The sequence below is a fragment of the Streptomyces sp. NPDC046860 genome (assembly GCF_040645115.1).
Lineage (GTDB): Bacteria > Actinomycetota > Actinomycetes > Streptomycetales > Streptomycetaceae > Streptomyces.
Window position 1 is genome coordinate 327,488 of record NZ_JBEYXQ010000003.1, and the last position, 26,996, is coordinate 354,483.

Below are 26,996 nucleotides of genomic sequence, written 5' to 3' on the forward strand. Positions count from 1 at the left end.
GCACCGGCACGAACACCCCGCTGGTGCCGGGGCCGACGCGACCTGAAAGGCCGCACGCGCGGTCCGTAGGCTCACCGCCCCGGCCGCGCGCCGCGCCGGCTTTCCTGACCTGTGGTCCTGACGTCCAAGGCTCCGATGAACCTCACGAGCCGCCAGTCGGCGAAGTCGTTCACCCACGCACGTGGTCGTGCCGGAGAGAGGGTCGGGCCACGCGGCTTACGGCTGATGGCCGGTGGCTTTCGGGGCGGGGGCAGGACGTCCGGCGGGCCGGGGCGCAGTCATGTCGAGCAGGAGGAGAGCGTCGTGGTCGGGGGTGCCGGGTTCGGCGGTGTAGACGCCGATGCGCTGTCCGGGGGTGCCTTCGACATGCAGTGACTGCGAGGTGAGGGTGAGCGTGCCGACCTGGGGGTGCTGGAACGTCTTGTGGGCGGGCTTGCGGCCGGTCACCTCGTAGCGTTCCCACAGACCCGCGAAGTCGGCGCTTTTGAGAAGGAGTTCGCCGACGAGGTTGGTGAGGTCGGGTGCGTCGGGGGCGGTACCGGCGATGGCCCGCAGGCGAGCGACGCAGGCGGTGATCTGCCGCTCCCAGTCGGGGAACAGATCGCGCGCGGCGGGGTGCAGGAAGAGATAGCGGGCCAGATTGCGGTGCTTGGCGGGCCAGTCGTCCAGGCCCGCGTACAGGGCGAGGCCACCGGGGTTCCAGGCGAGCACGTCCATGCTGCGGCTGATCACGTACGCCGGGTTCGGCCGCAGCGACTCCAGCAGCAGCTTGAGGTGGGGGCGCACGGTGCGGCTCGGTGCGGGCGGCGGTTCGGAGACGTAGCGGGCGGCGCGGGCGGCTAGTTCGCGCAGGTGCTGGTGCTCCTGGTCGTCCATGTGCAGGGCGCGGGCGAGCGCGTCGAGGACGGCGGGGCTGGGGCGGGTCTCCTTGCCGCGTTCCAGGCGTACGTAGTAGTCGATGCTGATGCCGGCGAGGGTGGCCAACTCCTCGCGCCGCAGGCCGGGGGTGCGGCGGATGCCGGCGCCGACGGTGAGGCCGACCTGTCCGGGGCTGGTCTGGGTGCGGCGGGCGCGCAGGTAGCGGCCCAGCCCGGCGCCCTCGCTGTGCGCGCTCGTCGATGCCATGCCTCCAGTCTCACCCGGCGAGCACGTGCCGCGCGGGCCGGTGGGGGGCCCTGTCATTACCCCCGAAGAGCTCGCCCTGCCACGGCGGCGCAATCCAGGCGAGGGTGGATGAGCAAGACGCCGGCTCTCACACCGCCGCGGGCATGCCCTGCCGAGAGCGAGCGAGCCGGACGACGCCACGACACGAAGAGGGCGAAATGCGCTACATCAAGCTGCGTGACCTGGAGGTTTCCCGGATCGGGCTGGGCGCGATGGGCATGTCCCACGGCTACACCGGCTCGGGCACCGATGACGCGGAGTCCATCCGTACGGTGCACCGGGCACTGGAGCTGGGCGTCACGCTGATCGACACCGCCGAGATCTACGGCCCGTACACCAACGAGGAACTTCTGCGTAGGGCGCTCAAGGGGCGCCGGGAGAAGGTGGTGCTGGCCACCAAGTTCGGCCTGGTCTCGCACGGCGGTGAGGGTGCGTGGAACCTGGACTCCGGCCCGGCCAACATCCGTACCGCGGTCGAGGGCTCTCTGAAGCGGCTGGGCACCGACTACATCGACCTGTACTACCAGCACCGGGTCGACCCGAACACGCCGATCGAGGAGACCGCCGGCGCGGTCGCCGAGCTGATCGCCGAGGGCAAGGTCCGCGCGTTCGGCCTCTCGGAGGCCGGCCCGGACACGATCCGCCGCGCGCACGCCGTGCAGCCGGTCACCGCGGTGCAGTCGGAGTACTCCCTGTTCACCCGCGGTATCGAGGAGCGCGTCCTGCCGGTGCTGCGGGAGCTGAACATCGGCCTGGTCCCGTTCTCCCCGCTCGGCCGCGGCGTCCTGACCGGCACCGTCCGCTCTACCGACCAGTTCGACGAGAACGACTTCCGCCGCGACAACCCGCGCTTCACCGGCGAGAACTTCCAGCACAACCTGGCCCTCGCCGACGAGGTCAAGGCCGTGGCCGACGAGGCCGGAGCCACGCCCGGGCAGGTGGCCCTGGCCTGGCTGCTCGCCCAGGGGGACGACATCGCCCCCATTCCCGGCACCAAGCGCGTGAGCCGTGTCGAGGAGAACGCCGCCGCCGACGCCGTGACCCTGAGCGCCGAGCAGCTCGACACGCTGAGCAGCCTGCCTCCCGCGGCCGGAGCCACCCACACCGAGGCCCAGGCGCGGATGCTCGAACGCTGACCGCCCCCTTCCGCCTCCTGGCGACGCCGATCGGCGCTCACCAGCCGCACCACCCGTTTGGAGTAGTACCTGTCATGCGTGCCGCCGTGATGTACGGAGCCGGAGACGTCCGTGTCGAGGACCGGCCCGACCCGAAGATCGTCCGGTCCACCGACGCCGTCGTCCGCGTGGTCGCCGCCTGCGTGTGCGGCAGCGACCTGTGGCCCTACGGGTCGATGCCCGTCACGGACTCCGGGCGGCCGATGGGCCATGAGTTCCTCGGTGTCGTAGAGGAGCCCGGCGCGGACGTCACCGGTCTGCGCGCGGGGGATCTGGTCGTCGCGCCGTTCACCTACAGCGACAGCACCTGCGACTACTGTGCGCGGGGCCTGCACATCTCGTGCCGCGACGGCGGCCGGTACGGCTTCGACGGGGTGGACGGCGGGCAGGGTGAGGCCGTCCGCGTCCCGCACGCCGACGGCACCCTGGTGAAGCTGCCGGTGGCCGACTCGGTCCTGATCCCGTCGCTGCTGGCGCTGTCGGACGTGATGACCACCGGCCACCACGGCGCGGTCACCGCAGGTGTCGGGCGCGGCGACACGGTGCTGGTGGTGGGGGACGGCGCGGTCGGCCTGTGCGCGGTGATCGCCGCCCGGCGTCTGGGCGCCGAGCAGATCGTCCTCGCGGGCCGCCATGAAGCACGTACGGATCTCGGGCGGCACTTCGGTGCCACCGACGTGGTCGCCGAACGCGGCGAGGAAGGTATCGCCCGCATCCGCGAGCTGACCGGGCACGTGGACAAGGTCATCGAGGCCGTCGGCACCCGGCCGGCCCTCGACACCGCGCTCGGCGCGGTGCGGGACGGCGGCACCATCAGCCGCCTCGGCGTCCCCCAGTACGAACAGGGTCCGATCGGCCCGGCCGAGTTCATGCGCAACATCACCCTGACCGGCGGTGCCAGCCCCGCCCGCGCCTACATCGAGCAGCTCCTGCCCGACGTCCTGGACGGCACCATCGCCCCCGGCCGCGTCTTCGACCAGACCTACACCCTCGACCAGACGCCGCAGGCGTACCGGGCCATGGCCGACCGCCAGGTCCTCAAGGCCCTCATCTGCCCCTGAGCCGGCCTTCATCCCAGCAACAGCCCCACGCAGCGAAGGAATCCCCCTCATGCAGACCGTGACCCTCAACAACGGCGTCGAGATGCCGATCCTCGGCTTCGGCGTCTACCAGATCCCCGCCGACGACACCGAGCGCGCCGTCACCGACGCACTCGCCGCCGGCTACCGACTCCTGGACACCGCCGCCGCCTACGGCAACGAAGAAGCCGTAGGCCACGCCATCAAGAACAGCGGCATCCCCCGCAAGGACCTCTTCGTCACCACCAAGCTGTGGGTCCAGGACGCCCCCGCTCAGGACAACACCCGCCGCGCTCTGGACGCATCACTGACCAGGCTGGGCCTGGACCACGTCGACCTGTACCTGATGCACCAGCCCTTCGGCGACGTCTACGGCCAGTGGCGTGCCATGGAAGACGCCCACCGTGAGGGCCTGACCCGGGCCATCGGCGTCGCCAACTTCTACCCCGACCGGCTCCTGGACCTGATCTTCAACAACGAGATCACCCCGCAGGTCAACCAGATCGAGACCCACCCCTTCTTCCAGCGCACCACCGACCACGACCTCATGCGCGAGCACGGCGTCCAGCACCAAGCCTGGGGCGGCTTCGCGGAAGGCAAGAACGACCTGTTCACCCACCCCGTCCTCAGCGAGATCGGCACCACGCACGGCAGGTCCGTCGCCCAGGTCGTGCTGCGCTGGCTCATCCACCGCGACATCGTCACCATCCCCAAGTCGGTCAGCCCCGACCGGATGGCACAGAACCTCGACGTCTTCGACTTCGAGCTCACCGGCGACGACATGGAGCGGATCGCCGCCCTGGACACCGGATCGACGCTGTTCTTCGACCACCACGACCCCGAGATGGTCACCTGGCTCTCCAAGCGCCGCCTGGACGCCTGACCCACACCCGCACAGGGGCGAGTGACACCCCGGCGCCGCTCGCCCCCCGGCCGCCTCCCGTGCGAAGGACCACCGTGACACAGCACAACCGCCCGACGGCCCGGCGCCGCAGGATCCTGCGCGCAGCGCTGCTGGCGTACTTCTGGCGCGCCGGCGAGAACTACCACTACGGCGATCGCACCACACTCAAGGTCGGTAACACCGAGGTCCTGGCTTACAGAATCAGCGATCTCCTCGACTGCGACGTCTACCGGATCGAGCCCGCCGACCCCTACCCCGACAGCTACGACGTGACCGTCGAACGCAACGTCCGCGAACAGAACGCCGACGCCCGCCCCGCCATCAAGGGCGACCCTCCCAGCCTCGACGCCTACGACACCGTGCTGCTGGGCAGCCCCATCTGGAACGTCCGGGCACCCATGATCATGACGACGTTCACGGAGCGCCTCGACTTCGCCGGCAAGACCGTCGCTCCCATAGAGGAAGAAGTGACCGGTCCAGCCGCCGGCTTGCTCATAAGCGGCCCGGCGGATGAGGACGACTCCTTCGGCCCTGAGCGTGACGGTGCCCGGTCGCGCTGGGTCGCCGGCTCGGAGGTGGGGTACCCAGCGTCGGACCGTGACGCCGGACTCCGCGTCGGTGATGGGGGGCTGGATGTATGGGTCAGCATCAGTCCGAGCAGACAATTGTGCGCTGCGGCCGGTGAAGTTCCAGCTCAGCGCACCCGCCCCCGAGGCTTCAGCGACACAGGCGGCAGCGCGGGCGCAAGGAGCCGGTCCCCGTCGACCCCTTCACCTCCCCGAACCGCGCCCCCCTCATCCACTCCTCCCGAGCCCCCTCGATCTCCTCCTGCGTACGCCCGACGAAGTTCCACCACATACCACGTGATCGGCGGTTTATCCCAGGTCAGGGGTATCGCGGACCCTCGGGCGTCAGCAAAAGGTCAGCATCGGACGCCGAGGAGTCAGCACAGCATGGCCGTACGGAAACTCGCCCGCGGTATGGGCACCTGCTTCAAGGACTGCGAGCACCCTCAGTCTCGTTGGTCGAAGTGCCCGCACGAGTACAAGATCCGGTACCGCAACGCGGCGGGAAAGCAGACTGAGGAGGCGGGGTTCGCTACCCAGGACGATGCGATCACGCGTTTGACGGACATCTACAAGGAGAAGAAGGCCACCTTTCGGTCCCAGTCGAAGGCGGAGCGCATCCAGAAGTACGGGACGATGCGCTTCGAGGAGTACGCCGAGGAGTGGAAGGCCGGCCAGCGGCACCTGGCCGTCGCCTCGGTGCGCCATCTGGACTCGCTCCTGGAGCACCACCTCAACCCGGCCCTCGGCAGTCGGCGGATGAACTCGTTCGACCACAAGGTGGTGGACCACTTCATCCGCACCATGGAGCGCTTGAAGACTGGGCTCGCGACCCAGGCCAACGCCTTCGACAAGCTCCGCGCGATCCTCTTGGACGCCCGTCGGCTGGGGATCTACGCCGACAACCCCTTGCTCGGGGTGAAGCCACCGCAGTACGACCCGGCGCGGGCCGTCATCCCGTCCCTTGATCAACTCCGCGCGATACGCGTGGCCGGGGACGACGCCTTCATGCTGATGGTCGACCTGATGAGCGGCTGCGGCCTGCGCAACGGGGAGGCGGCCGCGGTGAACTTGAACAACCTCGTGGCCGACGACGTCTACCGGGTCAGTGAACAGGTCATCTTGTCGACCAAGAGCTATGGACCGCTCAAGCACCGGAAGGCGGGGGAGTACCGCGATGTGCCCCTGCCCGCTCGGATCAGGGAGACGATCGAGTGGTACGCGGAGAAGCACGGGACTTTCGATGGTTATCTCCTGCGTCAGCCTACTGACCCCAATAAGCCGTATCCGCATTGGGCGATGGACAACCAGTGGAAGCGCATCCGGGCGGCGGGCGCTGTCGACGTCCCGGAGGGGATGGTTCTGTATGGCAACCGTCACTTCTTCGCATCGAACTGCCTAAGCAACGGCATCCCGATCACGGACGTTGCCGAATGGATGGGCCACAAACGCCTCGACATCACGTTCAAGATCTACCGGCACCTCATGCCGGGATCGATCGGCAAGGCGGCTCAGGTGCTCGACATGGCACTCGCGGCCTGATACTCAGGCGGGCCTGGCACCTCCGAGGGCCGGGCCCGCTGGGGAATTTCTCAGCCCAGCTTTTGCTGCTGGGCCCAAGCCTGAACATCTGTGATCTTGAACTGCAGTTTCGCGCTGCGGCCCTGCCCGAACTTGTACGGAACAAGCCCGAGTTTCCGTGCGTCTCGGTAAACCCATGTGATCGACATGTTCAGATACTCGGCGGTCTGCTGGGCGTTCATGAATGTTGCTGGCACTGACGGTCCTCAAGAAGGAGAGTCGGTATGGCTGGTCTGGTATAGGCCCGAAGGAACCTTCCTCACCCGGTCAGGTGTGCCTAGTGCCCGAGGACCTGGACGACTGGGCACCCGCGCTCGAACTGCCCGCCCAGGGACGGTCAGTTCGCTGGATGAACGACGGCCGAAACCCGGAGATCCGGATCACGCTGCAGGGACCGTACATCTCCCGCGGCGAGGTCCTGAACGCGATCGAAGTGACGGTGAAGGACACCCCGGTGTCCCTCACCTCGGTCTGCGTACTGGTGCGCCTGTCCACCGACTGGGTCGATGCCCGGCGTGCGTGACTCGCCCAGGTCCGCGCCGCGTGGCCCTTCGGGCAGAGCTGAGGGTGGGAGGCTCTGAGTTGAGGGCCCCGCCCCGCAGCCAACAGTCCGCACAGGGACGTGACCCGTCCGCGGTCGGGGCCGGGCATCTCTCAGGCCGGCCGGATCGGCTACGCGCTGCGGTGGAGTCCGTGTCGTCGCCGTTCTCCACGGGTACCCGGGCACAGCGCCGCGGCACCGGGGTGCGTCTCCATCCGGACGAGGGAGAGACCTCATGAAGGCAGTGACCTGGCAGGGCAGGCGGGACGTGCGGGTGGAGGATGTGCCCGACCCGAGGATCGAGGAGCCCACTGACGCCGTCATCCGCGTCACCTCCACCGGTCTGTGCGGCTCCGACCTGCACCTGTACGAAGTGCTCACCCCCTTCATGACGGCGGGCGACATCCTCGGCCACGAACCGATGGGCATCGTCGAGGAAGTCGGCCCGGAGGCGGGCGACCTCCGTCCCGGAGACCGGGTCGTGGTTCCATTCCAGATCGCCTGCGGGCGGTGCCTCATGTGCCAGGACGGGCTGCCCACGCAGTGCGAGACCACGCAGGTGACGAGCGAGGGCATGGGTGCCGCGCTCTTCGGCTACACCCGCCTCTACGGCGCCGTGCCGGGCGGCCAGGCCGAGTACCTGCGCGTCCCGCAGGCGCAGTACGGGCCGATCAAGGTCCCCGAGGGGCCTCCCGACGACCGGTTCGTGTACCTGTCCGACGTCCTGCCCACCGCCTGGCAGGCCGTGGCCTACGCGGAGGTGCCGCCCGGCGGGACGCTCGTCGTGCTCGGGCTCGGCCCGATAGGGGAGATGGCCTGCCGTATCGCCCTCTCCCGCGGCGTGGAGCGGGTGATCGGCATCGACCTGGTGCCCGAGCGGCTGGCGAGGGCCGCGGCCCGAGGCGTGCAGACGCTGGACATCACGTCCTTCGACGACGAGAAGGCCCTCGTGGAAGCCGTCCGCGACGCCACCGGTGGCCGCGGCGCGGACGCCGTGATCGACGCGGTGGGCACGGAGGCGCACGGCAGCGCTGTGGCCCGGCTCGCCCAGACAGCCGCCGCGGTACTGCCGGGCAGAATCAGCGCCCCGCTCGCCGAACGCTTCAGCGTCGACCGGCTCGGCGCACTGCACATGGCCATCGACATGGTCCGACGCGGTGGCACCATCTCACTCAGCGGCGTCTACGGCGGCATGGCCGACCCACTCCCCATGCTCACCCTGTTCGACAAACAGATCCAACTGCGCATGGGCCAGGCCAACGTCCACCGCTGGAGCGACGACATCCTGCCCTACCTCACCGACGAAGACCCCCTCGGAGTCGAGGAGTTCGCCACCCACCACCTGCCGCTCACCGACGCCCCGCACGCCTACGACATGTTCCAGCACAAGCAGGACGGGGCCATCAAGATCCTCCTGCACCCAGGAACCGGCTGACCGGCCCGGCAGGGATGAGCGCACTGGGACCAGGAGCCGGTCGGTCAACGCCCACGACCAACTGCGCCTGTCCTGAACCACGGCCTGCAAGGCGCCCGGCCGTCCACGGACGCCTGCACCGGACAAAAGGTCGTGTGACACCATCCAAGTTTTCTGCCTCGCCGGGCCGTCGCGGGGTATGACCGGCCGCTTCGTGTGGCACCCGGCCCGTGTGCGAGGGATACGTGCTGCGTGGCAGGGACTGATGGCGGACCTCTCGGCGGCGGCCGGCGCCGCGCGGCGGGCGTGGGCTGCCCCGAGCCGGGAACGCGATCTTGTGGTCCAGGCGCTCAAGGCGGCACTGGCCGCATGGGTCGCCTGGGCCGTGGCGGGCTGGTGGCTGGAAGCACCCGTAGCGTTCGTCGCACCCTGGGTCGCGGTCGTCCTGGTCGAGTCCACCGTCTACCGCTCCCTCACCCACGGCTTCCAGCAGCTCGCGGCGATCGCGGCGGGCACCGTCCTGGCCACCGGCGTGGGACTGCTGCTCCCGCACACCGAGGCCGCGATGGCCGTCGTCCTGCCGGTGGTCCTCCTGCTCGGCCAGTGGCGCCGCCTCGGCAGCCAGGGCATCTACGCCGCCACCGGCGCCCTGTTCACCCTGACCGCCGGACCCGTCTCCGCTCTCACCTCCGCCGCCCGGCTCGGCGAGGCACTGTTCGGCGCGGTCGTCGGCCTCGCCGTCAACGCCCTGATCCGGCCGCCCCTCTACCTGCGCGACGCCCGCGCCCTGCTCCAGGACGCCGCGGACGAAACCCACGACATCCTCCAGCAGGTCGCCGAAGGCCTCGCCGACGGCCGCCTGGACTTTGACGAGGTGAACGCCTGGCACGACCGCGCGCTGCGGCTGAACCCGCTGGTCGAGCAGGCGAAAGCCGCCGTCGGCTGGAACCGGGAGAGCCTGCGCATCAACCTCCGCCACCGCCCCAAGGCCATCCCGCAGCCCGGCCGCGGCTACGACGACGCCGTCACCGTCCTGGAGTACGCGGCCGTACACACCGCGGGAGTCACCCGCACCGTGCTGGAGACCGCCTCCGAGGACGACGAGACCACCCGGCTGGAGCCCGGCCTCGCCCGCCACTACGCCCGCTACCTCAGCCTCACCGCTCACGCCCTGCGCCTGTACAGCAACAGCCGCTTCGGACCCGCGGCCGAGGACGGACTGCGCGACGCGGTGCACGACATGCACGAGACCCTTCGGACCCTGCGCCAGGACCTGGTCCGCACCAGCGGCGACGACCCCGCCGGAGTCGCCGTCTACGGCGCTCTGCTCGCCCAGGCCCACCGACTGTCCCGGCAGATGGTCCTCTCCGCCAGATGAGGCCCTGTGCAGCAAGCCCGGTCGTCCCCCAACGGCTGAGCCGGTCCGGCGGCCGAGGAGCAGCTGAGCAGAGCCGCAGGAGGTCTACGTCGTCAGGGCCGAAGCCGGCGGTCGTCGACCCGACCCGCAGCTCGTCCGAGAAACAGACCGCCGCAGGGTATGCCTGCGGCAGGTCAGCCTGCGCCGTCCGCCAACGGCCGTTGTCCGACGGCGGGCCGTCGGCAATTCCTCGGCGCGGGCCGGGCCCGCACCCGCTGACGACACCGCCGCGTCACAGGCATACGACGACCAGGGCGGTGTCGTCGGTCATGCCCTCGGCGGGGAGCAGGTCGCGCAGGACGGCGTCGGCCAGCGCCTCAGGGGTGGTGATGTGCCGGTTGCCGTCGAGGGAGTCCAGGAGCTGGCCCAGCCCCGTGTCGATGTCCTGGTGCCGCCGCTCGATGAGGCCGTCGGTGTACAGCACGAGCGCGTCGCCACCGGTAAAGGAGACGGTGGCCTCCGGGCGGGGGCTCGGCTCCACAGCGGCGTCCAGCGGCGGGTCGGTCGCTTGGTCCAGCAGATCCGCGCCACCGGCACCGCGCAGGAGTACGGGCGGCGGGTGTCCGGCGCTGGAGTAGGTGATGGTGTGCTGGTCGAAATCGATGAACGCGGTCACCGCGCTCGTGGACTGGGCGCCCTCCAGGGAGTGTGCGTAGCGGCCGAGGACCTCGAGAGCCTGCGCGGGGCCCCGTGCGACCCGCGAGGTGGCCGAGAGAGCGCTGCGAAGCTGTCCCATCACACCGGCGGCCGCCAGGCCGTGGCCCACGACGTCGCCGACAGCGACGGCGATCCGGTCCCCGCCGACGAGCTTGACCAGGTCGTACCAGTCCCCGCAGACGTTGAGGGAGCCGACGGCGGGGCGGTAGCGGACGGCGAAACGGTGCTGGCCGACCGCGGCCGGGACCGGGAGCATGGCGCGCTGCAGGGCGAGGGCGACCTCGCGCTCGCGGGCGTGCGCCTTGCGGAGACGTTCATTGACCTGGTGCAGTTCCCGCATCCGGCTGTACAGCTCGGCCTCCAGATGCCGTTCGCCGCCCGTCCGCCCGCTGACACGCAGGAGTTCGGTGACCTCCTCCACCCGGTGGATCAGCAGGACGATGTGGCCGTCCGGCGCGAAGACCGGCGCGTTGACGGGACTCCAGTACCGCTCCTCCCACCGGCCTCTCTGCTCGCGGGACTCCACGTCGTAGCGTTGCAGCGCCATGGTGTCGACCTCGCGCTTGACCAGGACCCGGCGCAGGGACGCCTCCAGATTCCTGGCGCCGGCAGCGCCTCTGTCCCCGGGATTGGGAGGGAAGGCATCGAAGAGGAACCGGCCGACGACTTGATCACGGCTGCGGCCTGCCTGCCGCAGAAAGGCCAGGTTGGCATCGACGAACACCAGCTCGGTGTCGAGAAGCGCGACCGCGCCCGGCAGGGCCTGGAACACCGCCGCGTAATCGATGGGCATCTATTCAGAATAGCCGGAAATGGATCTTCTCAGATAAATGTGAAAGTTGTCCCGGTCTGCATATTTACAGCACAGGATGTAGCGCCGGGATCGAACACTTCAAGTGGATAGGCTCTGTTCCACAGCAGATCCAACTGCGCATGGGGTCAGGCCGGCGTCCTCCGCCGAGTTCACTGTTCTGCGACCACGCGCACGGTCGTCAGGCCGGGGTCGGCGGCGTCGGGGAGGTTCATGCCCGCCCGAACGCCGGTGACGAGGTAACGCAGCACGGGCTCGGTAAGCTGCTCGCCGGGGAGCACGACCGGGATTCCGGGTGGGTACGGCGTGATCATCTCGGCGGCGATGCGTCCCGCAGCCTCTTCGGCGGGCACGTCGGTGTGCTCGTCGAAGTAGGCGTCGCGGGGCAGCACGGCCTGCTCCATGCGCAGCCGGTCCGGGGCGGGCACGTCGACCCCGGGTGCGTCACGCAAGGAATCCGCCTGCCGCACCAGGTCGTGCAAGGCGGTCAGCAGACGGTCCGCCGTCTCGCCGTCGTCGGCGTGCGTGAACTGGGCGCTGATCCGGCGGTGGTCGAAGAGGTGCAGATCGACATGATGGTGCTCGCGCATCCAGTCACCGGCGCGGTACCCGCTCGTCCCCAGCTCCCTGATGTCGATCACGGTCGGCAGCGGATCGAAGTCATCGGCGAGCCCGGGACCGCGGAAATCGGCGGCGTCGTTTACATGGATGCCGTCGATGCTCTCGATCTCCTCCTGGACACGGTCGGCGAGGTCAAGGGCCTGGCCGAGCAGATGGTGTCCGTGCTGCACCATCTGCCGCCGCCAGGCGTCCATGCCCGCATACAGCAGGACACTCGGGCTGGTGGTGCCCAGGAGATCGGCGCGGGAGGCCAGCTCGGCCGGGTCGATGCGGTCGCCCTGGACGTGGAACACCGATCCCTGCTCCAGGCCGCTGCCCATCTTGTGGACGCTGGTGACACAGACATCGGCGCGCGCGTCCATCGCCCAGGTCGGCAGCCGCTCATGGAACGGCAGATGCGCGCCCCACGCCTCGTCGACGATGAGCGGCTTGCCGCGGCGGTGGCAGATGCCGGCGATCGCGCGCAGGTCGGCCGCCGAGCCGTAGGGCGTCGGGCTGGTGACCAGAGCTCCGTCGGCCTCGGGGTGCTCGGCGAACGCCCGCTCGTAGGCGGCGGGCGACGGGGGATGGGCCAGGTGCCGGTCCGCGTCCCACTGCGGGTCGACCCAGACCGGGCACACCCCGGACAGGATCAGCCCGGCGATCACCGACTTGTGGGCGTCCCGGCCGACGAGCAGTCGGCGGTGCGGCCGGGTCACGGCCAGCATCGCCGCCTTCACTGACAGCGAGCTGCCGCAGGTGGAGAAGAAGGTGTGCTCGGCGTGGACCGCGTCCGCCATCAGCGCCTCGGCCCGTTCCAGGACGCGGCCGCCGCTCAGCCTGCTGTCCAGGCCGCCGCTGGCCAGCACGTCACCGGCGAACACCGCCTCACCCAGCACAGCCACCGCCCGCGGATCCGCCCCACGCGCCTGCTTGTGGCCGGGCGGCGTGAAGCCCACCTCCTTCGCCGCGTGATACTCGGCCAGTGCCTCGAGTACGGGAGCTTCCTCATGGTCGAAGGCCATGCCTTCCGCAGTCCCCGATCTCCGGAAGGTCATGCCCGCAACCCACCGGCAGGCACGTCAGGCCCGGCCCCGGGTACCCGTCCCGGACCACGAGGGGGCAGACACGGGCCGGGTTCGTGCAGCGCGGACCCGACCCGGCGGTGCCGGTCCGGGCCCGCGCGAGGCACGAGAAGGTCAGGGCAACGGTGTGCCGCCGGTCGCGTTGAGGATCTCCGCCGTGATGAAGCTCGCGTGTTTCGAGGCGAGGAAGACGTAGGCGGGTGCCATCTCCGCGGGCTGGGCGGGCCGGCCGAGTGGTGACTGCTTGCCGAACTCGACGGTGTCCGGCATGGTCGCCGGGATCAGCGGGGTCCACACCGGGCCCGGCGCCACCGCGTTGACGCGGATACCGTCGTCGGCCACCATCTGCGCCAGTCCCTGGGTGAAGGTGACGATCGCACCCTTGGTCATCGCGTAGTCCAGCAGGTGCGGGCTCGGCTTGTACGCCTGCACGGACGTGGTGTTGATGATGCAGCCCCCGGGCGGGATGTGTGGCAGCGCCATCTTGCTCAGCCAGAACATGCCGTACAGGTTGGTGCGCACAACCCTGTCGAACTGTTCGGTCGTGATCGCCTCGATGCCGTCCGGCTGGGACATCTGGTAGGCGGCGTTGTTCACCAGGATGTCGATGCGCCCGAACTCGTCCACCGCCCGCTCGATCAGCCGGCGGCACTGCTCCTCATCGCGGATGTCACAGGGCACCGCCACCGCCTTGCGCCCGGCTTCTTCGACCAGCCGGCTGGTCTCGGCAGCGTCCTCACCCTCTTCGGGAAGGTAGGTGAAAAGCACATCGGCGCCCTCGCGCGCGTACGCCAGCGCCACGGCCCGGCCGATGCCGGAGTCGCCGCCCGTCACCACCGCCTTGCGGTCGTTCAGCAGCCCGCTGCCCTCGTACGATTCCTCGCCGTGGTCCGGCGGCGGGTCCATCGGCCCGGTCCAGCCCGGATGCTCCTGCCCCTGCTGGGGGAACTCGGGGCGCGGATGCCGGTGGAGGGGATTGTCGGTCACGAAGACCTCCTTCCGATATCACCCTGCGGTGCTTCCGCAGGGCGCCGTACTGTCAGTCGCCGCCACGCCGTTCACGGGCACAAGCCGTGAGCCGCCTGGCCAGCAGAGCGGTCACGCACAAGTCAGCTGCGACCGCTGACGATGATGCTGCTGCTCACTTGTCCGGGCGGGCGGCGCTGATGTCGCCGAGTGCTGAGGTCTCGTCCCGTTCCATGGCCAGGTCACCGAGGGCGATGATGACCAGGTCATCGGTGGCGGCCTGCATCACGGTGGTCTGGTCCGGGTCCGATCCCTCGGCGAAGGCGCGGACCACCAGGTCGCGGTCGCTCACCAGACACCGCAGTCGCCCGTCCTCGGTCACCAGGACCGCACCGACGTCCTCATCCCGCATCAGCCTCGCGACGGAGGCCACCGACGCCTGCGGTTCCACGGTCACCAGATCACTGGTCATGATGTCCCGCACGTGCTGTGTCATGACGGTCCTCCCTTCTCTCCGTCCCGGACGGGTACCCTCCGCCGGCTGACCAACTCAACGCCGGTCCCGGGCACAGGTGCCGTGTCCGCGGGTCGCCTCCCACCGTCGAGGATCTACGCCTGATGGGACTGCGCGGGCGATGGCGCCCCGGTATCTGGCGTCACCTGATGAACGAGTCGACTGCCACCGCCGGGGAACCCGTGACGGTGACCCCACCTGCGGACAGAAGTCCGCTCGGGGCCATGGCGGCTCGGATGCCGGGGCGTCAGCGGCCGCAAAGGCAAAGGGCAGCGGAGGAGTCAATGCCTGCTGGATCCAGCCCCAAGAGGGAACGGCAGTACGAACACATCAAGGACAGCGCCGAGGAGCGGGGCGAGTCCACCGGGCGGGCCAAGGAGATCGCCGCGCGGACGGTCAACAAGGAGCGGGCGAGGTCGGGCGAATCCCAGACCAGCAGCAAGACCTCCACCCGCGACCCGAAGTCCGCCTCCCAGCGGGGTGGACAGCGCTCGCACAGCGGCGCCCGGGGCCCGACCAAGGACCAGCTCTACGAAGAGGCCAGGAAACGCAACATCGACGGCCGTTCCTCGATGACCAAGCAGCAGCTGAAGAACGCCCTCGGCCGTTAACGCACTCCACTCCACTCCGCTCAGGCCGAGGCCGGCCCCCTGCGGGCGTGGTCCCGGCAAAAGCAGCCTGTGCTACCCGCGCTCCGCATGTATGTCTTCGCGCACGCGTGCGAAGCACTGGTTGAGCAGGCGGGACACATGCATCTGTGAGACGCCGAGCTGGACGGCTATGGCGCTCTGGGTCATCTCGCGGAAGAAACGCAAGTACAGGATCGTGCGGTCCCGCTCCGGGAGTGCCGCTATCGCCGGCCAGGCCGCCGCGCGGTCGTCGACCAGATCGAACCCGCCGTCGTGCGCACCGACGGACTCGCCCAGCGAGTGTCCCTCGGTCCCGGTCACCTCGGCGTCGAGCGAGAGCGCGGCGAAGCAGTCCAGCGCCTCCATCCCCTCGCGGGCCTCCCTCTCGCTCATCCGCGCCTGTGCAGCGACCTCCGCCACGGTCGGCGCCCGCCCCGGGACGCTCTGGTCCACGTCCCGGTAGGCGATGCGGACCCGGTTGCGCAGTTCCTGCACCCGCCGGGGGACATGCAGGGACCACATGTGGTCACGGAAGTGACGTTTGATCTCACCGGTCACGGTAGGCACCGCGTACGACTCGAAGCTGCTCCCGCGGTCCGGGTCGTAATGCTCCACGGCCTTGACCAGGCCGAGCGCCGCGATCTGATACAGGTCCTCGAGGTTCTCGCCCCGGCCCCGGAACCGCATCGCGAGACGTTCGGCCATGGGCAGCCAGGATCTGATGACGTCGTTGCGCAGTGCCCGCCGGCGCGGGCCGTCGGGCAGCTCGGCCATCCTGCGGAAGGTGCCAGCGGTGTCGGGGGCGTCGTCGTAGGTGCGAGTCTTCGCGCTGCGGGGCACAGGCATCGTGTGCACAGCCTTCGAGAGAGACGTCGGCCGAGGACGCCGGAGCAGGATCGAAGCGTGCGCAGGGCACATTCCGTGAATCGCACCGGGTCGGCCCGAACAGTGCCTTCGTTTTCCAGGCACCCTCCCCGCCTTCCCACCTGCCCCACACGTACACATCGCGACGAGAAAGGCTCGGCAGCCCATGCCCACGCTCGGGCCCACTGCGAGGTGAAACCTACGCCAGGCCGACGGCGTACGCCGCGCCCGGCCGGTGTCGGGGGCCAGGCTCGGGCCGGCTGGAAGTCCCCCTGATCCTCGCCGGGAGACGTGCGGCACACCTGAACCCTGCGGCCGACCCGCGCCCACAGCTCCCACGGTTGGCGCGCTATCGTGGGAATTGTCCGGCGCGCGCCTGTTCCTGTTCCGCCCCAGCGGGACGGAACAGGAACAGTAGACCGCCCGACTGCCGCCCGCGTCCTCGCATCGTCAGCCAGCACAAAGGCCTGCGCGGCTGCCATGCTGTGACTCGTGACAGCCCAGGCGCACCCGGACCCCTCGAAAACCCTGCTTCGGGTGACGTATGCCCCGAGAGGCGTCCCGCCGGCCCCGGTGATCACCCTGCGTGCTGAAGAGGACCAATGCGCAGCACGTCCCGGACCTGTAGACGGGGTGGGGTTGAACGGCCGATCCTGACCAGAGCGTCATCGTCGATGTCAGTGGCCTGGTGTCGGTCGACGAGTTCCTCTTCAGCGAATTGATACATCTGCGCCGCCAGCAGCCCGTCCTCCTGGCCGGTCCACTGCCGCCCTCGCTGGGGCGCCGCTTGGACATGACCGGCACCCGGGCATCGTTCGACGCCCAGGCCACCGTGCAAGGGGCCCTCGCCAGCCTGCGCCCCGGCTGACCTGCTGATGTGGACGTTCACGTGTTTCCCCGGGGCTGAGTTCACGTAATTCCCCAGCCCCGGGTGCCGATGGCGCCTACTTGGCTGACGGCTTGGCGGGCTTGTCGGTGAGGTTCTTGGGGCGCTTGTCCGGACGGTAGCTGGGGCCGTTCATGATGATCTGGTGGCTGGTGTTGATGAGCCGGTCGAGGAGGGACTCGGCGACTACGGGGTTGGGGAAGAGGGGATACCAGTCGCTGGGCGCCCGGTTGCTCGTGATGATCAGGGACCGCTCCTGCCGCTCGCTGACGAGTTCGTAGAGTTCGTCGGCCTGGGCCGCGGATAGCTGGCGCATGGCGAAGTCGTCGAGGGTGAGCACGTCGGGTCGTACCAGTTCACGGACCCGTTTCTCCCAGGTGCGGTCCCCGTGACCACCGGCGAGTTCGGCGAGGATCCGGCTGGTCTTGGCGAAGCGGACGTGGGCGCCTGGCCCGCGTACCAGTGGACGTAGATCTCGGTGATGTCGACCAACGACGAACGTTCTCCTTGCCATCCGGGCTGCCCATCGGCGTTCGGGACCCACCGGGCGAGGTCATCCGCAGCTCCGCGATGACCAGGTCCCTCGATCCCGAACTCCGCCGTACCCATGGCCAATCAGGAGGATTCAGAATAGAGATCGCATATCTGTCAAACTGCCCCATATGCTGAAAGTCTGGCGACTGTGGCTCCGCAGTACAGCGCGGAGCCATTCCAAAGAATGCAATGCAAAGATTGCATTGCAAGTACTCCTTTGCATCGCTATCTTTGTAGGCATGAACGAGCCCCAGGACTCGCACGTCCACAATCTCGATGCCCGATCCCTGCGCGGGCTCGCACACCCACTGCGCATGCAACTGCTGGACGCCCTGCGCTTCGACGGCCCGGCCACCGCGTCCCAACTCGCCGAAAAACTGGGCGAGTCAAGCGGTGCAACCAGCTACCACCTGCGGCAGCTCGCCGTTCACGGCTTCATCGAGGACGCCCCCGAGCGCGGCAAGGGCCGGGAGCGGTGGTGGAAGGCGGTCCACAAGGGCCTGCGCTTCGACGACGCACTGCTCACGGACACCAGCCCAGACGTGCGCGGGGCCGCCGACATGTATCTGCACGAGGTCGCCACCACCCAGACCCGGGACCTGTGGACCTGGCTCGGCAACCGCCAGACATGGCCAGAGGAATGGAACCGCACCTGGGACATGAGCAGCGCGACACTGCGGCTGACGCCCGAACTGACCCAGGAACTCGTCGAGAAGATGCACGCGCTCGTCGACACCTACCGTGACCGGGCCTCCGGCGAGGACGACGCCAACACCGCCCAGGTACGCATCCACACGCACGCGTTCCCCCTCACCACGGAATGAAAGGCCACAGCCAGATGCGTCCCGAGATCCACCTTGCCCTGCACCATGTCCGCGCCGCCGAACTCCGTGCCGAAGCCGACGCGTACCGTCTCGCCGCAGCGGCCCGGCGCCCCCGGGACTTCCGTACCCGTCTCGGCTGGGCCCTCGTAGAAGTCGGCCTGCGGCTGGCTGCCACTCCCAAGCCGGCAGCCGCCATTCCTTAGTGCCGACGCGACCGCCGTCCCCATGGGGAAACATGACCTCGAGGATGGGGAATTGGCTGACGCCGAACCCACCTGGGGTGGGAAATTACATGACCGTCGACAGCTGAGGAAGCCGAGACGCCCGCACCGCGGACGAGTACTGTCGCCTGCTTCTAGGAGCTGGACTTGACGCGACCAGGCTCGCTGGAAAGCCTGCCTGTATGAGCAGCGACGAACCCATCCGCCAGCAGCCCCTGATCGCAACGGTCAGCCCGCAAGCGGCCCGGACCGTGGTGAACGTCGAGGGCGAAGCCTGCTACCCCACCTCTGCACCCCTGGATCAAGCACTCCAGAGCGCACTCGCAGCCCCTGCCAGAGTCGTCGACATCGACTTCAGCCACGTCACCTTCTGCGACTGCCACGCCCTCAACACCCTGCTCCGCGCCCGCTGCCAGGCAGCCCGCGCGGGAGCGCACCTGACCCTGCGCCCCACGCTGCAGCCGGTCGTCCACCGCCTGCTCACCCTGACCGGCGCGGCGCCGCTCCTTTCCGGGGAACGCCCCCACGCCGCGTGAACCACGGCGGGCCGCACGTAGCACGAGGACGGCCGACCCCAGTGCGGGCGGGCTTCGCGGCAGTTCTGTAGTTCCCGCCGCCTGACGCCGACCGGCCTGGACTCGCCGCACCAGGCTCACCAGCGATGCCCTGCCCCGGTGCCATGATCGGAACCAGTGCTACCAAGGATCTGGGAGAGATGACGTGGCGGAACGGCAGAACGGCACGGTGAAGTGGTTCAACGAGGAGAAGGGCTACGGCTTCATCACCCCGCAGTCCGGCCCCGATCTCTTCGTGCACTTCAGGGCGATCGAAGGTAACGGCTTCAAGACCCTCAAGGAAGGGCAGCGGGTGACCTTCGAAGCCGTCCAGGGCCAGAAGGGCATGCAGGCCGACAAGGTCCACGCCGCCGGATAGCATCTGAGGGAAACGACCTAAAACGGCGGCCAACTGGAACCGGGAGGCGGGGCGGGAGTTGCCATTCCGCATTTCCGCTGCTGGAGGCGGCTTCAAAAGCCCATGAACGGCTGACCGATATCAGGGCAGGCCAGGGCCCCAGCGGGCTGCTTCAGAGCGTTGGTACTCTCCGCTTCCAGGGCGAGGCGGGGGAGATGATCGTGGGAGCAGAGCCGTCGAGTCCTGCGAGCCGCTGGTTCAGCGGAATTGGCTTTGGTGTCCTCTTCGGCGGACTGACCGCTGTGGTGACCATTGCTGCGATCGGGAGGGCATGGGCTGCTTGTGACATCGGCAGCAGCGCGGGAGCCAACAGCATGGCCCTGCTGTTGCTTGCGCCTCTCATATGGATCGCCACCGCGGTTCCGTGGGTGATCCTGCACAGCACCCTCGGAAGACGTCATCGCAGGATGTCCCTGATGGCAGGGCTCATCTTCACCCTGTGGTTCACGTGGTTCCTTGTCACGTGGCTTGGGATGCCGGACTCCTACCCCGCCCCGTTTTGCCCTGGCAACGTTCCACCCTGGTGGCCGAGCTTCATCCCGACATGACTCCAGCATGGCGTGTGTTACGAGCTCTTGGGCAGATGTAGGGATTCCGCTCGCTCCCACGGTATGTAGCCGTGCTGCGGCCGCGAGACCTCGCGCGGGTCGTATCCGAAACTTTGTCCGGGCGTAGCACCAGGAACAGAACCAGCGTTCCATCACCGATCCGCAGAAGGCCACCCACGGCTCAGGGGCACGGGCGCGGGAAGCGGGCGCGCATGGCGTCGATGCAGGTGTGGCCAGGCACCGGTAGTGCGCGCGCCACCCGCCGTCGTGCCTGACGACCGGGGCCGCTGATCACCACCTCGTTGCCAGCGGCGGAGGGCGGGGCCGTTGAGCGGATCATGGGAACCGTGACCGGGCCCCGGCATCGTGGCGGTGAGGCTCGCGGCCGACATCGTTTTGTGGTGGACTGCGCCCGCCCGGAGGGGCTGGGGGACTCAGCTCGCTGTCTCCTGTAGCGGTGTGAGGTGTCCGGCGTCGAGTTCGATGTGGTTGCCGGTGAACCGGTGACGCAGGCGGCGGTCGTGGGTGACGATGACGACCGCGCCGCGGTAGCCGGCCAGTGCTCCTTCCAGTTCTTCGACCAGGGCCGGCGAGAGGTGGTTGGTGGGTTCGTCGAGCAGCAGCAGGTCGACGGGTTCGCTGACCAGGCGGGCCAGTTCGATCCGGCGCCGCTGTCCGTAGGACAGCTCGCCCACCTTCAGGCCCAGGTCTGAGGGGCTGAACAGACCGAGGGACAGCAGGTCGCCGGTGTGCTCGTCCAGGTCGCCTTCCCGGCCGTGGGCGAAGGCCTGCGGGACTGTCAGGCCGGGCGGCCACGGTGTCTCCTGCTGCCTGAGGTGCCCGACGCGGCCCCGTGTGTGCACCGTTCCGTCACTGGGCTGCAGCTCTCCTGCCAGCACCCGCATCAGTGTCGTCTTGCCGGCTCCGTTCGGGCCGGTGACCAACAGCCTCTCCCCACTGCCGATCCGTAGGGACGGCACGTGCAGCCGGTCCCCGACACGGAGGCCGGCCAGCTCCGCCGCGAGCCCCGGCGCCTTGCTCTGGGCGGTGGCCAGAGGGGCGGCGAACACCAGCGGCTCCGGGGGCGGTGCGACCGGACGGGCCGTCAGCCGCTCGACACGCTCCTTCGCGTTGCGGACGCGCCCCATCGCCCCGTGACCACGGTCGCGGGAGCGGAACGCGCCGTGGCCGAACTTGGCGAACGGCAGCCGGCGGGGGATCGCCCCCAACCGGGCCGAGTTCGTGCCGGCCAGCTTCCGGTTGCGTGCCAGCTCCGCGCACCAGTCGGTGTACTCCCGCAGACGACGCCGCCGCTCGGCGGCCTTTGCGGCAAGGTATCCGGCGTAGCCGTCGCCGTGGCACCTCACCTTGCCTTCACCGACCTCCAGGATCGTGGTGGTGACCCGTTCCAGGAAGACCCGGTCATGGGTGACCGCGAGCACCGTGCCGCGATGCGCCCGCAGGTGTGCCTCCAGCCACGCCACCGCCTGGTCGTCCAGATCATTGGTCGGCTCGTCCAGAAGCAGCAGCTCCGGCTGGGACGCCAGCGTCGCGGCCAACGCCAGCCGGGAGCGCTCACCGCCCGACAGCGTGCCCAGCGCCCGGTCCCGGGCCAGGCCCCGCAGGCCAAGGCCGTGCAGGGCGACATCCACCCGGGCGTCGGCCTCATAGCCCGACCGGGCCTCGTACCGGGCGACCAGCTGCGCGTAGTCGTCCAGAGCGGCGATGAGCTCCGCCCCCGCCAAGCCGGCAAGTCCCGCCTCAGCCCGACGCATCCGCGCTTCGAGATCACGCAGATCGGCGAGCGACACCTCCACCAGGTCCTGGACGCTGGCGTCGGCAGGCAAGGCGAGCGACTGCGCGAGATAGCCCACGCCCCCCGGCGCGATCACGTTCAGTTCCCCGTTGTCGGGCTGGTCCAGCCCGGCGATCAGCCGCAGCAGGGTGGACTTCCCCGCCCCGTTGTCACCGATGACGCCGATCCTCTCGCCCGGCTTGACGCTGAAGGACACATTTTCCAGCACGACGCGGTCGCTGTAGCGGCGGGTGACGTTCTGCAGAGAGAGTTGTGCGGTAAGCAAGGGTGTCCCCTGTTCTCGGCCGAACCGGCCGGCGCGGGTGGATGGTCGCCTCCGCGCACACCACAGCCACTGTGCGGCACGCCCGAACACACGGGGGCTGACACAGGAGGTGAGGAAGCGCGGGTGAGAACGCGCGACGGCGGAGTGAACTCAACGCGGTCGCACGGGGACTATCACAGAGAACCCATGCACGGCATATTAAGCGCGCCCCCCTGCGCCTACAAGCGCTTTTCTGACGAGGCTACGCGCGACCGTTGGCTCACCCGCATCGACAGGGCGCCAGCCCCCTTACCGCGATCCTGGTGGCGCACGGCAGGGGCCGGTACCCGGGCCTCCTCTTCGCCCCCCTCACGGGGAGGGCGGCCCTCGGCGATGCCGGTCTTCAGAAGCGCGGCTGCGCCGTGCCATTTCAGGGCGGCTAGGCTTCCTCGGGCCTGTCCTACTTGTACGGCGGGCCAGCCGAGCGGGTACGGGGGCACGATGGTGGAACCACTCATAGCTGCGGTACGGAGCGGGGACGCAGGGGTGGTGGACACGTTGTTGCGGGCAGGCGCCGACCCCGACGCTGCCGACGAGCACGGCACCCCTGTCCTGTGCCTGGCTGTGGATGCCTTCGATCTCCCGGTGGCGGAGACCCTCCTCGGGGCATGTGCGCGTCCGGACCGTCCGGACGGCCTCGGACGTACCCCGCTGCTTCGCGCGATCGAGCTAGGTTCCTACGACATCACGAACCTGCTCATCAACCGTGGCGCCCACATGTGGATCACAGACGCCGAAGGGCACAATGCCCTGGCACTGGCCCAGTACTGGCACGAGAGGGACCTTATAGCCGAGCTGCGTCGCAGAAGCGGCCGGCAGGGGCCAGTCGACCGTAGAACCGTCTCATCCGATTCCGGGAACTGCGAGCAACTGTCACTGGGCAGCCTGACCGTCAGAACCGGGCACGCGGCGATACTCACCAATTTGGAGAAGTCGTACGGCATCGCGACGTCCTTCGACGAACTTCTCTCCCGCGCGCTGGCCGAACCCGACATTGACCACGCGATCTGGTGGGAGACCACCGCGACACTCGCGGAGCGCGGCTCCTCCGCCTGGGACGCGGCCGCTGCCCTGCGCGACCGGCCCGACCCGCTGGAGCGCTACTTCGGCGCGGAGATCCTCCGTCTGACCAACTTCTCTGACGAGAGCGACGACGCGCCCTTCGACGGACCTCTCGTCGACCTCTTCCTTCCCTGGGTAGCGAGCGAGCCGGACCCCGCGTGACCCGGCCCCTCACCGCCGGCCTGGCCGATGCTCAGGACCCGCGCCGCGTCGAGCCGCTCACTGAGCTCACCCGTCACATCGACAGCAAGGTCCGGCAAACGGCGCTCTCCGGGTTGCACCGCCCGATCGGAAGAGGCAATCACGAGGCCCTCTCCGCAGCCGTGGAGCGCACAACGGACAAGGACCCGATGGTACGCAGGCAGGCCTGCCGAGCCCTCGCCTCCGCACCCGCACACCACCAGGGCGCCGCAGACTCACTCGTCACCTGCCTCACCGATCCAGACGAGGACGTGCGTGTGGAGGCAGCCGTACGGCTCGCGCTGCGGGACGATCCACGAGGCGACGAGATGCTGGACAGCCTCCGTTCCATCGACGAGGGGTCCCCCTACTACTGGCTGCTCTACGACGTGTCTCGACACCGTCACGGCTGATGCCCTGGAGCAGCGGTCGTCGGGCGAGCACCCTTCCGTGGAACGGGGACCAACGTCCGCCTCCACAGCACTAACCGGAAAGCTCACCCGCCAACTCAAGTACTCATCCGCCAACTGAAGCGCTCAGTCACAACTCGCCGAGGCTGGGAGTCGCTCCCCGCGCTCGGGGCAGGCGGGACGTCTGCGCGGTCGGATGACTCGAAACCCGGGATCGGGGAAGCGGAAGAGATGCCCTGCCCATGAGGGGAGGGCCGGGTCCCCCTGGCGCCCGGCTTCCTCACCGGAAGAAGGACCATGATGGCGCACGAAGACGACGGCGGGCAGGTCGTGCCGAACACCACGGGCATCCGTTCCGACGGCGACGGCGTCACACACCGCCGTCTGCGCGAGCGGCATGTCGAGGAGACAGTCGAGGTCGCGGTGTCCGTCCGCACGGCCTACAACCAGTGGACACAGTTCAAGACGTTCCCGCGATTCTCGGCCGTGGTGCGCCACGTCGAGCAGATCAGACCCACCGTCACCGCGTGGACCATCGGTTACGGCCTCCTGCGTCACCGCTTCACGGTCGAGATCGTGGAACAGGACCCTGACGCCTACCTGGCCTGGCGTGGCCTGGAGCAGCACTCCACGCACCAGGGCGAAGTCGAGTTCAGGCCGACCCAGTCCGGCGGCACCGCGATCACCGTCCGGATGCTCCTCCAACCGCAGGGCGCCGCGAAGGTCCTCACCCGCTCCACGAGGATCGTGGGGCTGACCGCGCGACTCGTGCGCGCAGAACTGGTGAGCTTCAAGCACTTCATCGAAGGAGTCGGTCAGGAGGGCGGAGCCTGGCGCGGCACCATCCGCAACGGCCGGGTCCAGCACGACTCCCCGGAACCGCCCAGGAGCCACGTCGCCCAGTGGCCCGTCGGCTGACCCGCGTCCCGCACACGGCAAGAGAAAGGCCACCAGCGATGCCAAACCCGCCCGGTGAGGAGCCGCAGACCACCCTCTCCGTGACACCGCCGAAGAAGTGGGCGGCCGGGGTTCCCGCCGTCGTGCACGCGCTGGAATATTCCCTGGAGCAGACCTCCCCGCGCAAGACCGGCATCGACCTGCTCACCATGAACCAGGTGGGCGGGATCGACTGCCCCGGCTGCGCATGGGCGGACCCCGCACCGGGCCGGCGCCACCGCAATGAGTACTGCGAGAACGGCGCCAAACACATCAACGACGACGCCACCACGCGCCGGATCACCGCCGACTTCTTCCGCGAGCACAGCGTGTCCGATCTCGCCGCCCGCTCCGACATGTGGCTCAACCAGCAGGGCCGCCTCACCGAACCGATGATCAAACGGCCCGGGGCAGACCACTACGAGCCCATCGGCTGGAACGACGCCCTGGGCGTCCTTGCACAGGAACTCAAGGGACTGGACTCGCCCGACGAGGCGGTCTTCTACACCTCCGGCCGGGCCAGCAACGAAGCCGCCTTCGTCTTCCAGCTCTTCGCCCGCGCCTACGGCACCAACAACCTGCCCGACTGCAGCAACATGTGCCACGAGTCCAGCGGCTTCGCCCTGAACCAGACGCTGGGCGTCGGCAAGGGCACCGTGAGTCTCGACGACCTCCACCACGCGGACCTGATCTTCCTGGTGGGGCAGAACCCGGGCAGCAACCACCCGCGCCAGCTTTCGGCCCTGGAAGAGGCCAAACGCAACGGCGCCCGCATCGTCGCGGTCAACCCGCTGCCCGAGGCGGGGCTGCGACGCTTCAAAAACCCGCAGAAGCCGCGCGGAGTCGTGGGGCGGGGCACCCAGATCGCCGACCGCTTCCTGCACATCAAGCCAGGCGGAGACCTCGCCCTGTTCCAGGCACTGAACCGACTCCTGCTGGACGCGGAGGACACACATCCCGGCACCGTCCTGGACCACGACTTCATCAACGCCCACACCTCCGGTTTCCAGGAATTCGCCCGGCACGCCCGCACCCCCGACTGGGACGACGTGCGCGCGGCGACAGGCCTGACCCGCGAGGAGATCGAGAAGGTCCACGACGAGGTCCTGCGCAGCGACCGCGTCATCGTGTGCTGGGCGATGGGCATCACCCAGCACAAGCACGGCGTCCCCACCATCCAGGAGATCGTCAACTTCCTGATGCTGCGCGGCAATCTGGGGCGCGCCGGCACGGGCGCCTGCCCGGTCCGCGGCCACAGCAACGTCCAGGGCGACCGCACCATGGGCATCTGGGAGCAGATGCCGGACTCCTTCCTGGACGCCCTCCACAAAGAGTTCGGCTTCGACCCGCCGCGCCCGCACGGCCTGGACTCGGTGAACTCGATCAAGGCGATGCTGGAGGGCCGCGTCAAGGTCTTCCTCGCCCTGGCCGGGAACTTCGTGCGCGCCGCGCCCGACAGCGAGGTCACCGAGAGGGCAATGCGTTCCTGTCGGCTGACCGCCCACATCTCCACCAAGCTCAACCGCTCACATACCGTCTGCGGCGACACCGCTCTGATCCTGCCGACGCTGGGACGCACCGAGCGCGACGTCCAGGCCGACGGCGAGCAGTTCGTCACCGTCGAGAACTCCATGAGCGAGGTGCACACCTCCCAGGGACGACTCGAACCCGCCTCGCACATGCTGCTGAGCGAGGTCGCCATCCTGTGCCGCCTCGCCCGGCTCAGCCTCGGCGGCGCAAGCGACATCCCCTGGGCCAAGTTCGAGGGCGACTACAACATCATCCGCGACAGCATCTCCCGGATCGTGCCGGGCTTCCACGACTTCAACGCCCGGGTGACCCGCCCGGGAGGCTTCCAGCTCCCCAACCCGGTCAACGAAGGCGTATTCAGGACCGAGACCGGCAAGGCCCGGTTCACCTGCAACGAGCCGGTGGTCCCCCGCGCCCCCGAGGGGCACCTGCTGCTGCAGACCCTGCGCTCTCACGACCAGTGGAACACCGTCCCGTACAGCAACAACGACCGCTACCGCGGCATCCACGGCAGCCGCCACGTGATCCTCGTCAACCCCGCCGACCTCTCCGAACTCGGCCTCACCCAGGGCGATCGCGTGGACCTGGTGAGCGTCTGGGAGGACGGCACCGAGCGCCGGGCCGAGAACTTCCAGGTCGTGTCCTACCCGGCGGCCAAGGGCTCGGCCGCCGCCTACTACCCGGAGACGAACGTCCTGGTGCCCCTCGACAGCGTCGCCGACGTCAGCAACCAGCCCACGTCCAAGGGCATCGTCGTCCGCCTCGAACCCACGGGCGACCGATCCCGGCCGGCACCCGCCTGACCG

25 protein-coding genes and 4 pseudogenes are annotated in these 26,996 nt (G+C 69.1%); 18 read left to right on the plus strand and 11 right to left on the minus strand.

All coding sequences use genetic code 11. From position 1 onward, the window contains the following. Positions 1 to 216: 216 nt before the first annotated feature. On the minus strand, positions 217 to 1,125 hold the full coding sequence (locus ABZ898_RS07150) for a helix-turn-helix transcriptional regulator (RefSeq protein ID WP_361653695.1): 909 nt from the start codon (positions 1,123 to 1,125) through the stop codon (positions 217 to 219). A gap of 197 nt (positions 1,126 to 1,322) precedes the next feature. Here ABZ898_RS07150 and ABZ898_RS07155 point away from each other — a divergent pair, with 197 nt between their 5' ends. From ABZ898_RS07155 to ABZ898_RS07170, 4 genes and pseudogenes are all read left to right on the plus strand, one after another. After that, complete coding sequence (locus ABZ898_RS07155; protein ID WP_361653696.1) at positions 1,323 to 2,300, plus strand: aldo/keto reductase; 978 nt, start codon at positions 1,323 to 1,325, stop codon at positions 2,298 to 2,300. A gap of 74 nt (positions 2,301 to 2,374) precedes the next feature. Further along, positions 2,375 to 3,400, plus strand: a complete 1,026-nt coding sequence (locus ABZ898_RS07160) for an alcohol dehydrogenase catalytic domain-containing protein (protein ID WP_361653697.1) — start codon at positions 2,375 to 2,377, stop codon at positions 3,398 to 3,400. 49 nt (positions 3,401 to 3,449) lie between these two features. Beyond that, the gene (locus ABZ898_RS07165) at positions 3,450 to 4,301 is read left to right on the plus strand and encodes an aldo/keto reductase (protein ID WP_361653699.1); all 852 of its coding nucleotides are present in this window, start codon (positions 3,450 to 3,452) and stop codon (positions 4,299 to 4,301) included. 74 nt (positions 4,302 to 4,375) lie between these two features. Then, positions 4,376 to 4,723: pseudogene (locus ABZ898_RS07170) on the plus strand (hypothetical protein); the annotation flags it as partial. Between the two features lie 54 nt (positions 4,724 to 4,777). On the opposite strand, the pseudogene ABZ898_RS07175 reads toward ABZ898_RS07170, so the two are convergent. Continuing rightward, positions 4,778 to 4,960, minus strand: a pseudogene (locus ABZ898_RS07175) (glycosyltransferase family 2 protein); the annotation flags it as partial. A 56-nt stretch (positions 4,961 to 5,016) separates the two neighbouring features. Beyond that, positions 5,017 to 5,180 (minus strand): annotated as a pseudogene (locus ABZ898_RS07180) (pirin family protein); the annotation flags it as partial. A 779-nt stretch (positions 5,181 to 5,959) separates the two neighbouring features. On the opposite strand from ABZ898_RS07180, the pseudogene ABZ898_RS07185 reads away from it, so the two are divergent. Continuing rightward, a pseudogene (locus tag ABZ898_RS07185) lies at positions 5,960 to 6,430 on the plus strand (tyrosine-type recombinase/integrase); the annotation flags it as partial. A 50-nt stretch (positions 6,431 to 6,480) separates the two neighbouring features. Here ABZ898_RS07185 and ABZ898_RS07190 read toward each other — a convergent pair. After that, positions 6,481 to 6,651, minus strand: a complete 171-nt coding sequence (locus ABZ898_RS07190) for a helix-turn-helix domain-containing protein (RefSeq protein ID WP_361653701.1) — start codon at positions 6,649 to 6,651, stop codon at positions 6,481 to 6,483. 98 nt (positions 6,652 to 6,749) lie between these two features. Here ABZ898_RS07190 and ABZ898_RS07195 point away from each other — a divergent pair, with 98 nt between their 5' ends. The 3 genes from ABZ898_RS07195 to ABZ898_RS07205 all read left to right on the plus strand — a co-directional run bounded on the left by ABZ898_RS07195 (position 6,750) and on the right by ABZ898_RS07205 (position 9,802). Continuing rightward, positions 6,750 to 6,992 carry a DUF5959 family protein gene (locus ABZ898_RS07195; RefSeq protein WP_361653703.1) on the plus strand — a complete coding sequence of 81 codons (243 nt, stop codon included), beginning with the start codon at positions 6,750 to 6,752 and terminating at the stop codon, positions 6,990 to 6,992. A gap of 253 nt (positions 6,993 to 7,245) precedes the next feature. Further along, on the plus strand, positions 7,246 to 8,445 hold the full coding sequence (locus ABZ898_RS07200; RefSeq protein ID WP_361653705.1) for a zinc-dependent alcohol dehydrogenase: 1,200 nt from the start codon (positions 7,246 to 7,248) through the stop codon (positions 8,443 to 8,445). Positions 8,446 to 8,689: 244 nt separating this feature from the next. After that, positions 8,690 to 9,802 carry an aromatic acid exporter family protein gene (locus ABZ898_RS07205; protein WP_361653707.1) on the plus strand — a complete coding sequence of 371 codons (1,113 nt, stop codon included), beginning with the start codon at positions 8,690 to 8,692 and terminating at the stop codon, positions 9,800 to 9,802. A gap of 271 nt (positions 9,803 to 10,073) precedes the next feature. Here the strand turns inward: ABZ898_RS07205 and ABZ898_RS07210 are convergent, their stop codons facing one another. The 4 genes from ABZ898_RS07210 to ABZ898_RS07225 all read right to left on the minus strand — a co-directional run bounded on the left by ABZ898_RS07210 (position 10,074) and on the right by ABZ898_RS07225 (position 14,456). Continuing rightward, a complete protein-coding gene (locus tag ABZ898_RS07210) occupies positions 10,074 to 11,291 on the minus strand; it encodes a SpoIIE family protein phosphatase (protein ID WP_361653709.1) in 1,218 nt (405 codons plus the stop codon). A gap of 170 nt (positions 11,292 to 11,461) precedes the next feature. Then, positions 11,462 to 12,934, minus strand: a complete 1,473-nt coding sequence (locus tag ABZ898_RS07215) for an ornithine decarboxylase (RefSeq protein WP_361653711.1) — start codon at positions 12,932 to 12,934, stop codon at positions 11,462 to 11,464. A gap of 174 nt (positions 12,935 to 13,108) precedes the next feature. After that, entirely contained in the window at positions 13,109 to 13,981 is an 873-nt protein-coding gene (locus ABZ898_RS07220) for an SDR family oxidoreductase (RefSeq protein ID WP_361653713.1), read from the minus strand. A 154-nt stretch (positions 13,982 to 14,135) separates the two neighbouring features. After that, positions 14,136 to 14,456: a CBS domain-containing protein gene (locus ABZ898_RS07225; protein ID WP_361653715.1), complete on the minus strand. Its 321-nt coding sequence runs from the start codon at positions 14,454 to 14,456 to the stop codon at positions 14,136 to 14,138. Positions 14,457 to 14,758: 302 nt separating this feature from the next. Between ABZ898_RS07225 and ABZ898_RS07230 the strand changes: the two genes are divergently transcribed. Continuing rightward, the gene (locus ABZ898_RS07230) at positions 14,759 to 15,085 is read left to right on the plus strand and encodes a plasmid stabilization protein (protein ID WP_361653717.1); all 327 of its coding nucleotides are present in this window, start codon (positions 14,759 to 14,761) and stop codon (positions 15,083 to 15,085) included. A 72-nt stretch (positions 15,086 to 15,157) separates the two neighbouring features. On the opposite strand, the gene ABZ898_RS07235 is transcribed toward ABZ898_RS07230, so the two are convergent. Further along, positions 15,158 to 15,949 (minus strand): SigB/SigF/SigG family RNA polymerase sigma factor, encoded by a 792-nt coding sequence (locus ABZ898_RS07235; protein ID WP_361653719.1) that lies wholly within the window; start codon positions 15,947 to 15,949, stop codon positions 15,158 to 15,160. 706 nt (positions 15,950 to 16,655) lie between these two features. Here ABZ898_RS07235 and ABZ898_RS07240 point away from each other — a divergent pair. After that, positions 16,656 to 16,835 carry a hypothetical protein gene (locus ABZ898_RS07240; RefSeq protein ID WP_361653721.1) on the plus strand — a complete coding sequence of 60 codons (180 nt, stop codon included), beginning with the start codon at positions 16,656 to 16,658 and terminating at the stop codon, positions 16,833 to 16,835. 76 nt (positions 16,836 to 16,911) lie between these two features. Here ABZ898_RS07240 and ABZ898_RS07245 read toward each other — a convergent pair whose 3' ends face one another. Continuing rightward, complete coding sequence (locus ABZ898_RS07245) at positions 16,912 to 17,367, minus strand: ATP-binding protein (RefSeq protein WP_361653723.1); 456 nt, start codon at positions 17,365 to 17,367, stop codon at positions 16,912 to 16,914. A gap of 259 nt (positions 17,368 to 17,626) precedes the next feature. On the opposite strand from ABZ898_RS07245, the gene ABZ898_RS07250 reads away from it, so the two are divergent. The 4 genes from ABZ898_RS07250 to ABZ898_RS07265 all read left to right on the plus strand — a co-directional run bounded on the left by ABZ898_RS07250 (position 17,627) and on the right by ABZ898_RS07265 (position 19,365). Further along, the gene (locus ABZ898_RS07250; RefSeq protein WP_361653725.1) at positions 17,627 to 18,211 is read left to right on the plus strand and encodes a helix-turn-helix domain-containing protein; all 585 of its coding nucleotides are present in this window, start codon (positions 17,627 to 17,629) and stop codon (positions 18,209 to 18,211) included. A 14-nt stretch (positions 18,212 to 18,225) separates the two neighbouring features. Next, positions 18,226 to 18,414 carry a hypothetical protein gene (locus ABZ898_RS07255; RefSeq protein ID WP_361653727.1) on the plus strand — a complete coding sequence of 63 codons (189 nt, stop codon included), beginning with the start codon at positions 18,226 to 18,228 and terminating at the stop codon, positions 18,412 to 18,414. Positions 18,415 to 18,614: 200 nt separating this feature from the next. Then, positions 18,615 to 18,968, plus strand: coding sequence for an STAS domain-containing protein (locus ABZ898_RS07260; protein ID WP_361653729.1), 354 nt, complete (start codon positions 18,615 to 18,617; stop codon positions 18,966 to 18,968). A gap of 184 nt (positions 18,969 to 19,152) precedes the next feature. Beyond that, positions 19,153 to 19,365 (plus strand): cold-shock protein, encoded by a 213-nt coding sequence (locus tag ABZ898_RS07265; RefSeq protein ID WP_361653731.1) that lies wholly within the window; start codon positions 19,153 to 19,155, stop codon positions 19,363 to 19,365. Between the two features lie 1,021 nt (positions 19,366 to 20,386). On the opposite strand, the gene ABZ898_RS07270 is transcribed toward ABZ898_RS07265, so the two are convergent. Then, positions 20,387 to 22,033 carry a TlrC/CarA/OleB/SrmB family ABC-F type ribosomal protection protein gene (locus tag ABZ898_RS07270; protein ID WP_361653733.1) on the minus strand — a complete coding sequence of 549 codons (1,647 nt, stop codon included), beginning with the start codon at positions 22,031 to 22,033 and terminating at the stop codon, positions 20,387 to 20,389. Positions 22,034 to 22,513: 480 nt separating this feature from the next. Here ABZ898_RS07270 and ABZ898_RS07275 point away from each other — a divergent pair, with 480 nt between their 5' ends. The 4 genes from ABZ898_RS07275 (at position 22,514) to ABZ898_RS07290 (ending at position 26,993) form a co-directional block, all read left to right on the plus strand. After that, positions 22,514 to 23,296: an ankyrin repeat domain-containing protein gene (locus tag ABZ898_RS07275; RefSeq protein WP_361653735.1), complete on the plus strand. Its 783-nt coding sequence runs from the start codon at positions 22,514 to 22,516 to the stop codon at positions 23,294 to 23,296. Further along, entirely contained in the window at positions 23,293 to 23,727 is a 435-nt protein-coding gene (locus tag ABZ898_RS07280) for a HEAT repeat domain-containing protein (RefSeq protein ID WP_361653737.1), read from the plus strand. The genes ABZ898_RS07275 and ABZ898_RS07280 overlap by 4 nt, the downstream gene beginning before the upstream one ends. Before the next feature lie 297 nt (positions 23,728 to 24,024). After that, a complete protein-coding gene (locus ABZ898_RS07285) occupies positions 24,025 to 24,642 on the plus strand; it encodes an SRPBCC family protein (protein ID WP_361653849.1) in 618 nt (205 codons plus the stop codon). A gap of 38 nt (positions 24,643 to 24,680) precedes the next feature. Next, on the plus strand, positions 24,681 to 26,993 hold the full coding sequence (locus ABZ898_RS07290; RefSeq protein ID WP_361653739.1) for an FdhF/YdeP family oxidoreductase: 2,313 nt from the start codon (positions 24,681 to 24,683) through the stop codon (positions 26,991 to 26,993). Positions 26,994 to 26,996: the final 3 nt, after the last annotated feature.

Bases quoted from the DNA above. Each gene is read 5' to 3' on its own strand.
- ABZ898_RS07150 (WP_361653695.1), bottom strand. From the start codon at position 1,125: ATGGCATCGACGAGCGCGCACAGCGAGGGCGCCGGGCTGGGCCGCTAC.
- ABZ898_RS07155 (WP_361653696.1), top strand. From the start codon at position 1,323: ATGCGCTACATCAAGCTGCGTGACCTGGAGGTTTCCCGGATCGGGCTG.
- ABZ898_RS07160 (WP_361653697.1), top strand. From the start codon at position 2,375: ATGCGTGCCGCCGTGATGTACGGAGCCGGAGACGTCCGTGTCGAGGAC.
- ABZ898_RS07165 (WP_361653699.1), top strand. From the start codon at position 3,450: ATGCAGACCGTGACCCTCAACAACGGCGTCGAGATGCCGATCCTCGGC.
- ABZ898_RS07190 (WP_361653701.1), bottom strand. From the start codon at position 6,651: ATGAACGCCCAGCAGACCGCCGAGTATCTGAACATGTCGATCACATGG.
- ABZ898_RS07200 (WP_361653705.1), top strand. From the start codon at position 7,246: ATGAAGGCAGTGACCTGGCAGGGCAGGCGGGACGTGCGGGTGGAGGAT.
- ABZ898_RS07205 (WP_361653707.1), top strand. From the start codon at position 8,690: ATGGCGGACCTCTCGGCGGCGGCCGGCGCCGCGCGGCGGGCGTGGGCT.
- ABZ898_RS07210 (WP_361653709.1), bottom strand. From the start codon at position 11,291: ATGCCCATCGATTACGCGGCGGTGTTCCAGGCCCTGCCGGGCGCGGTC.
- ABZ898_RS07215 (WP_361653711.1), bottom strand. From the start codon at position 12,934: ATGGCCTTCGACCATGAGGAAGCTCCCGTACTCGAGGCACTGGCCGAG.
- ABZ898_RS07225 (WP_361653715.1), bottom strand. From the start codon at position 14,456: ATGACACAGCACGTGCGGGACATCATGACCAGTGATCTGGTGACCGTG.
- ABZ898_RS07230 (WP_361653717.1), top strand. From the start codon at position 14,759: ATGCCTGCTGGATCCAGCCCCAAGAGGGAACGGCAGTACGAACACATC.
- ABZ898_RS07235 (WP_361653719.1), bottom strand. From the start codon at position 15,949: ATGCCTGTGCCCCGCAGCGCGAAGACTCGCACCTACGACGACGCCCCC.
- ABZ898_RS07245 (WP_361653723.1), bottom strand. From the start codon at position 17,367: ATGGCAAGGAGAACGTTCGTCGTTGGTCGACATCACCGAGATCTACGT.
- ABZ898_RS07250 (WP_361653725.1), top strand. From the start codon at position 17,627: ATGAACGAGCCCCAGGACTCGCACGTCCACAATCTCGATGCCCGATCC.
- ABZ898_RS07255 (WP_361653727.1), top strand. From the start codon at position 18,226: ATGCGTCCCGAGATCCACCTTGCCCTGCACCATGTCCGCGCCGCCGAA.
- ABZ898_RS07260 (WP_361653729.1), top strand. From the start codon at position 18,615: ATGAGCAGCGACGAACCCATCCGCCAGCAGCCCCTGATCGCAACGGTC.
- ABZ898_RS07275 (WP_361653735.1), top strand. From the start codon at position 22,514: ATGGTGGAACCACTCATAGCTGCGGTACGGAGCGGGGACGCAGGGGTG.
- ABZ898_RS07285 (WP_361653849.1), top strand. From the start codon at position 24,025: ATGGCGCACGAAGACGACGGCGGGCAGGTCGTGCCGAACACCACGGGC.
- ABZ898_RS07290 (WP_361653739.1), top strand. From the start codon at position 24,681: ATGCCAAACCCGCCCGGTGAGGAGCCGCAGACCACCCTCTCCGTGACA.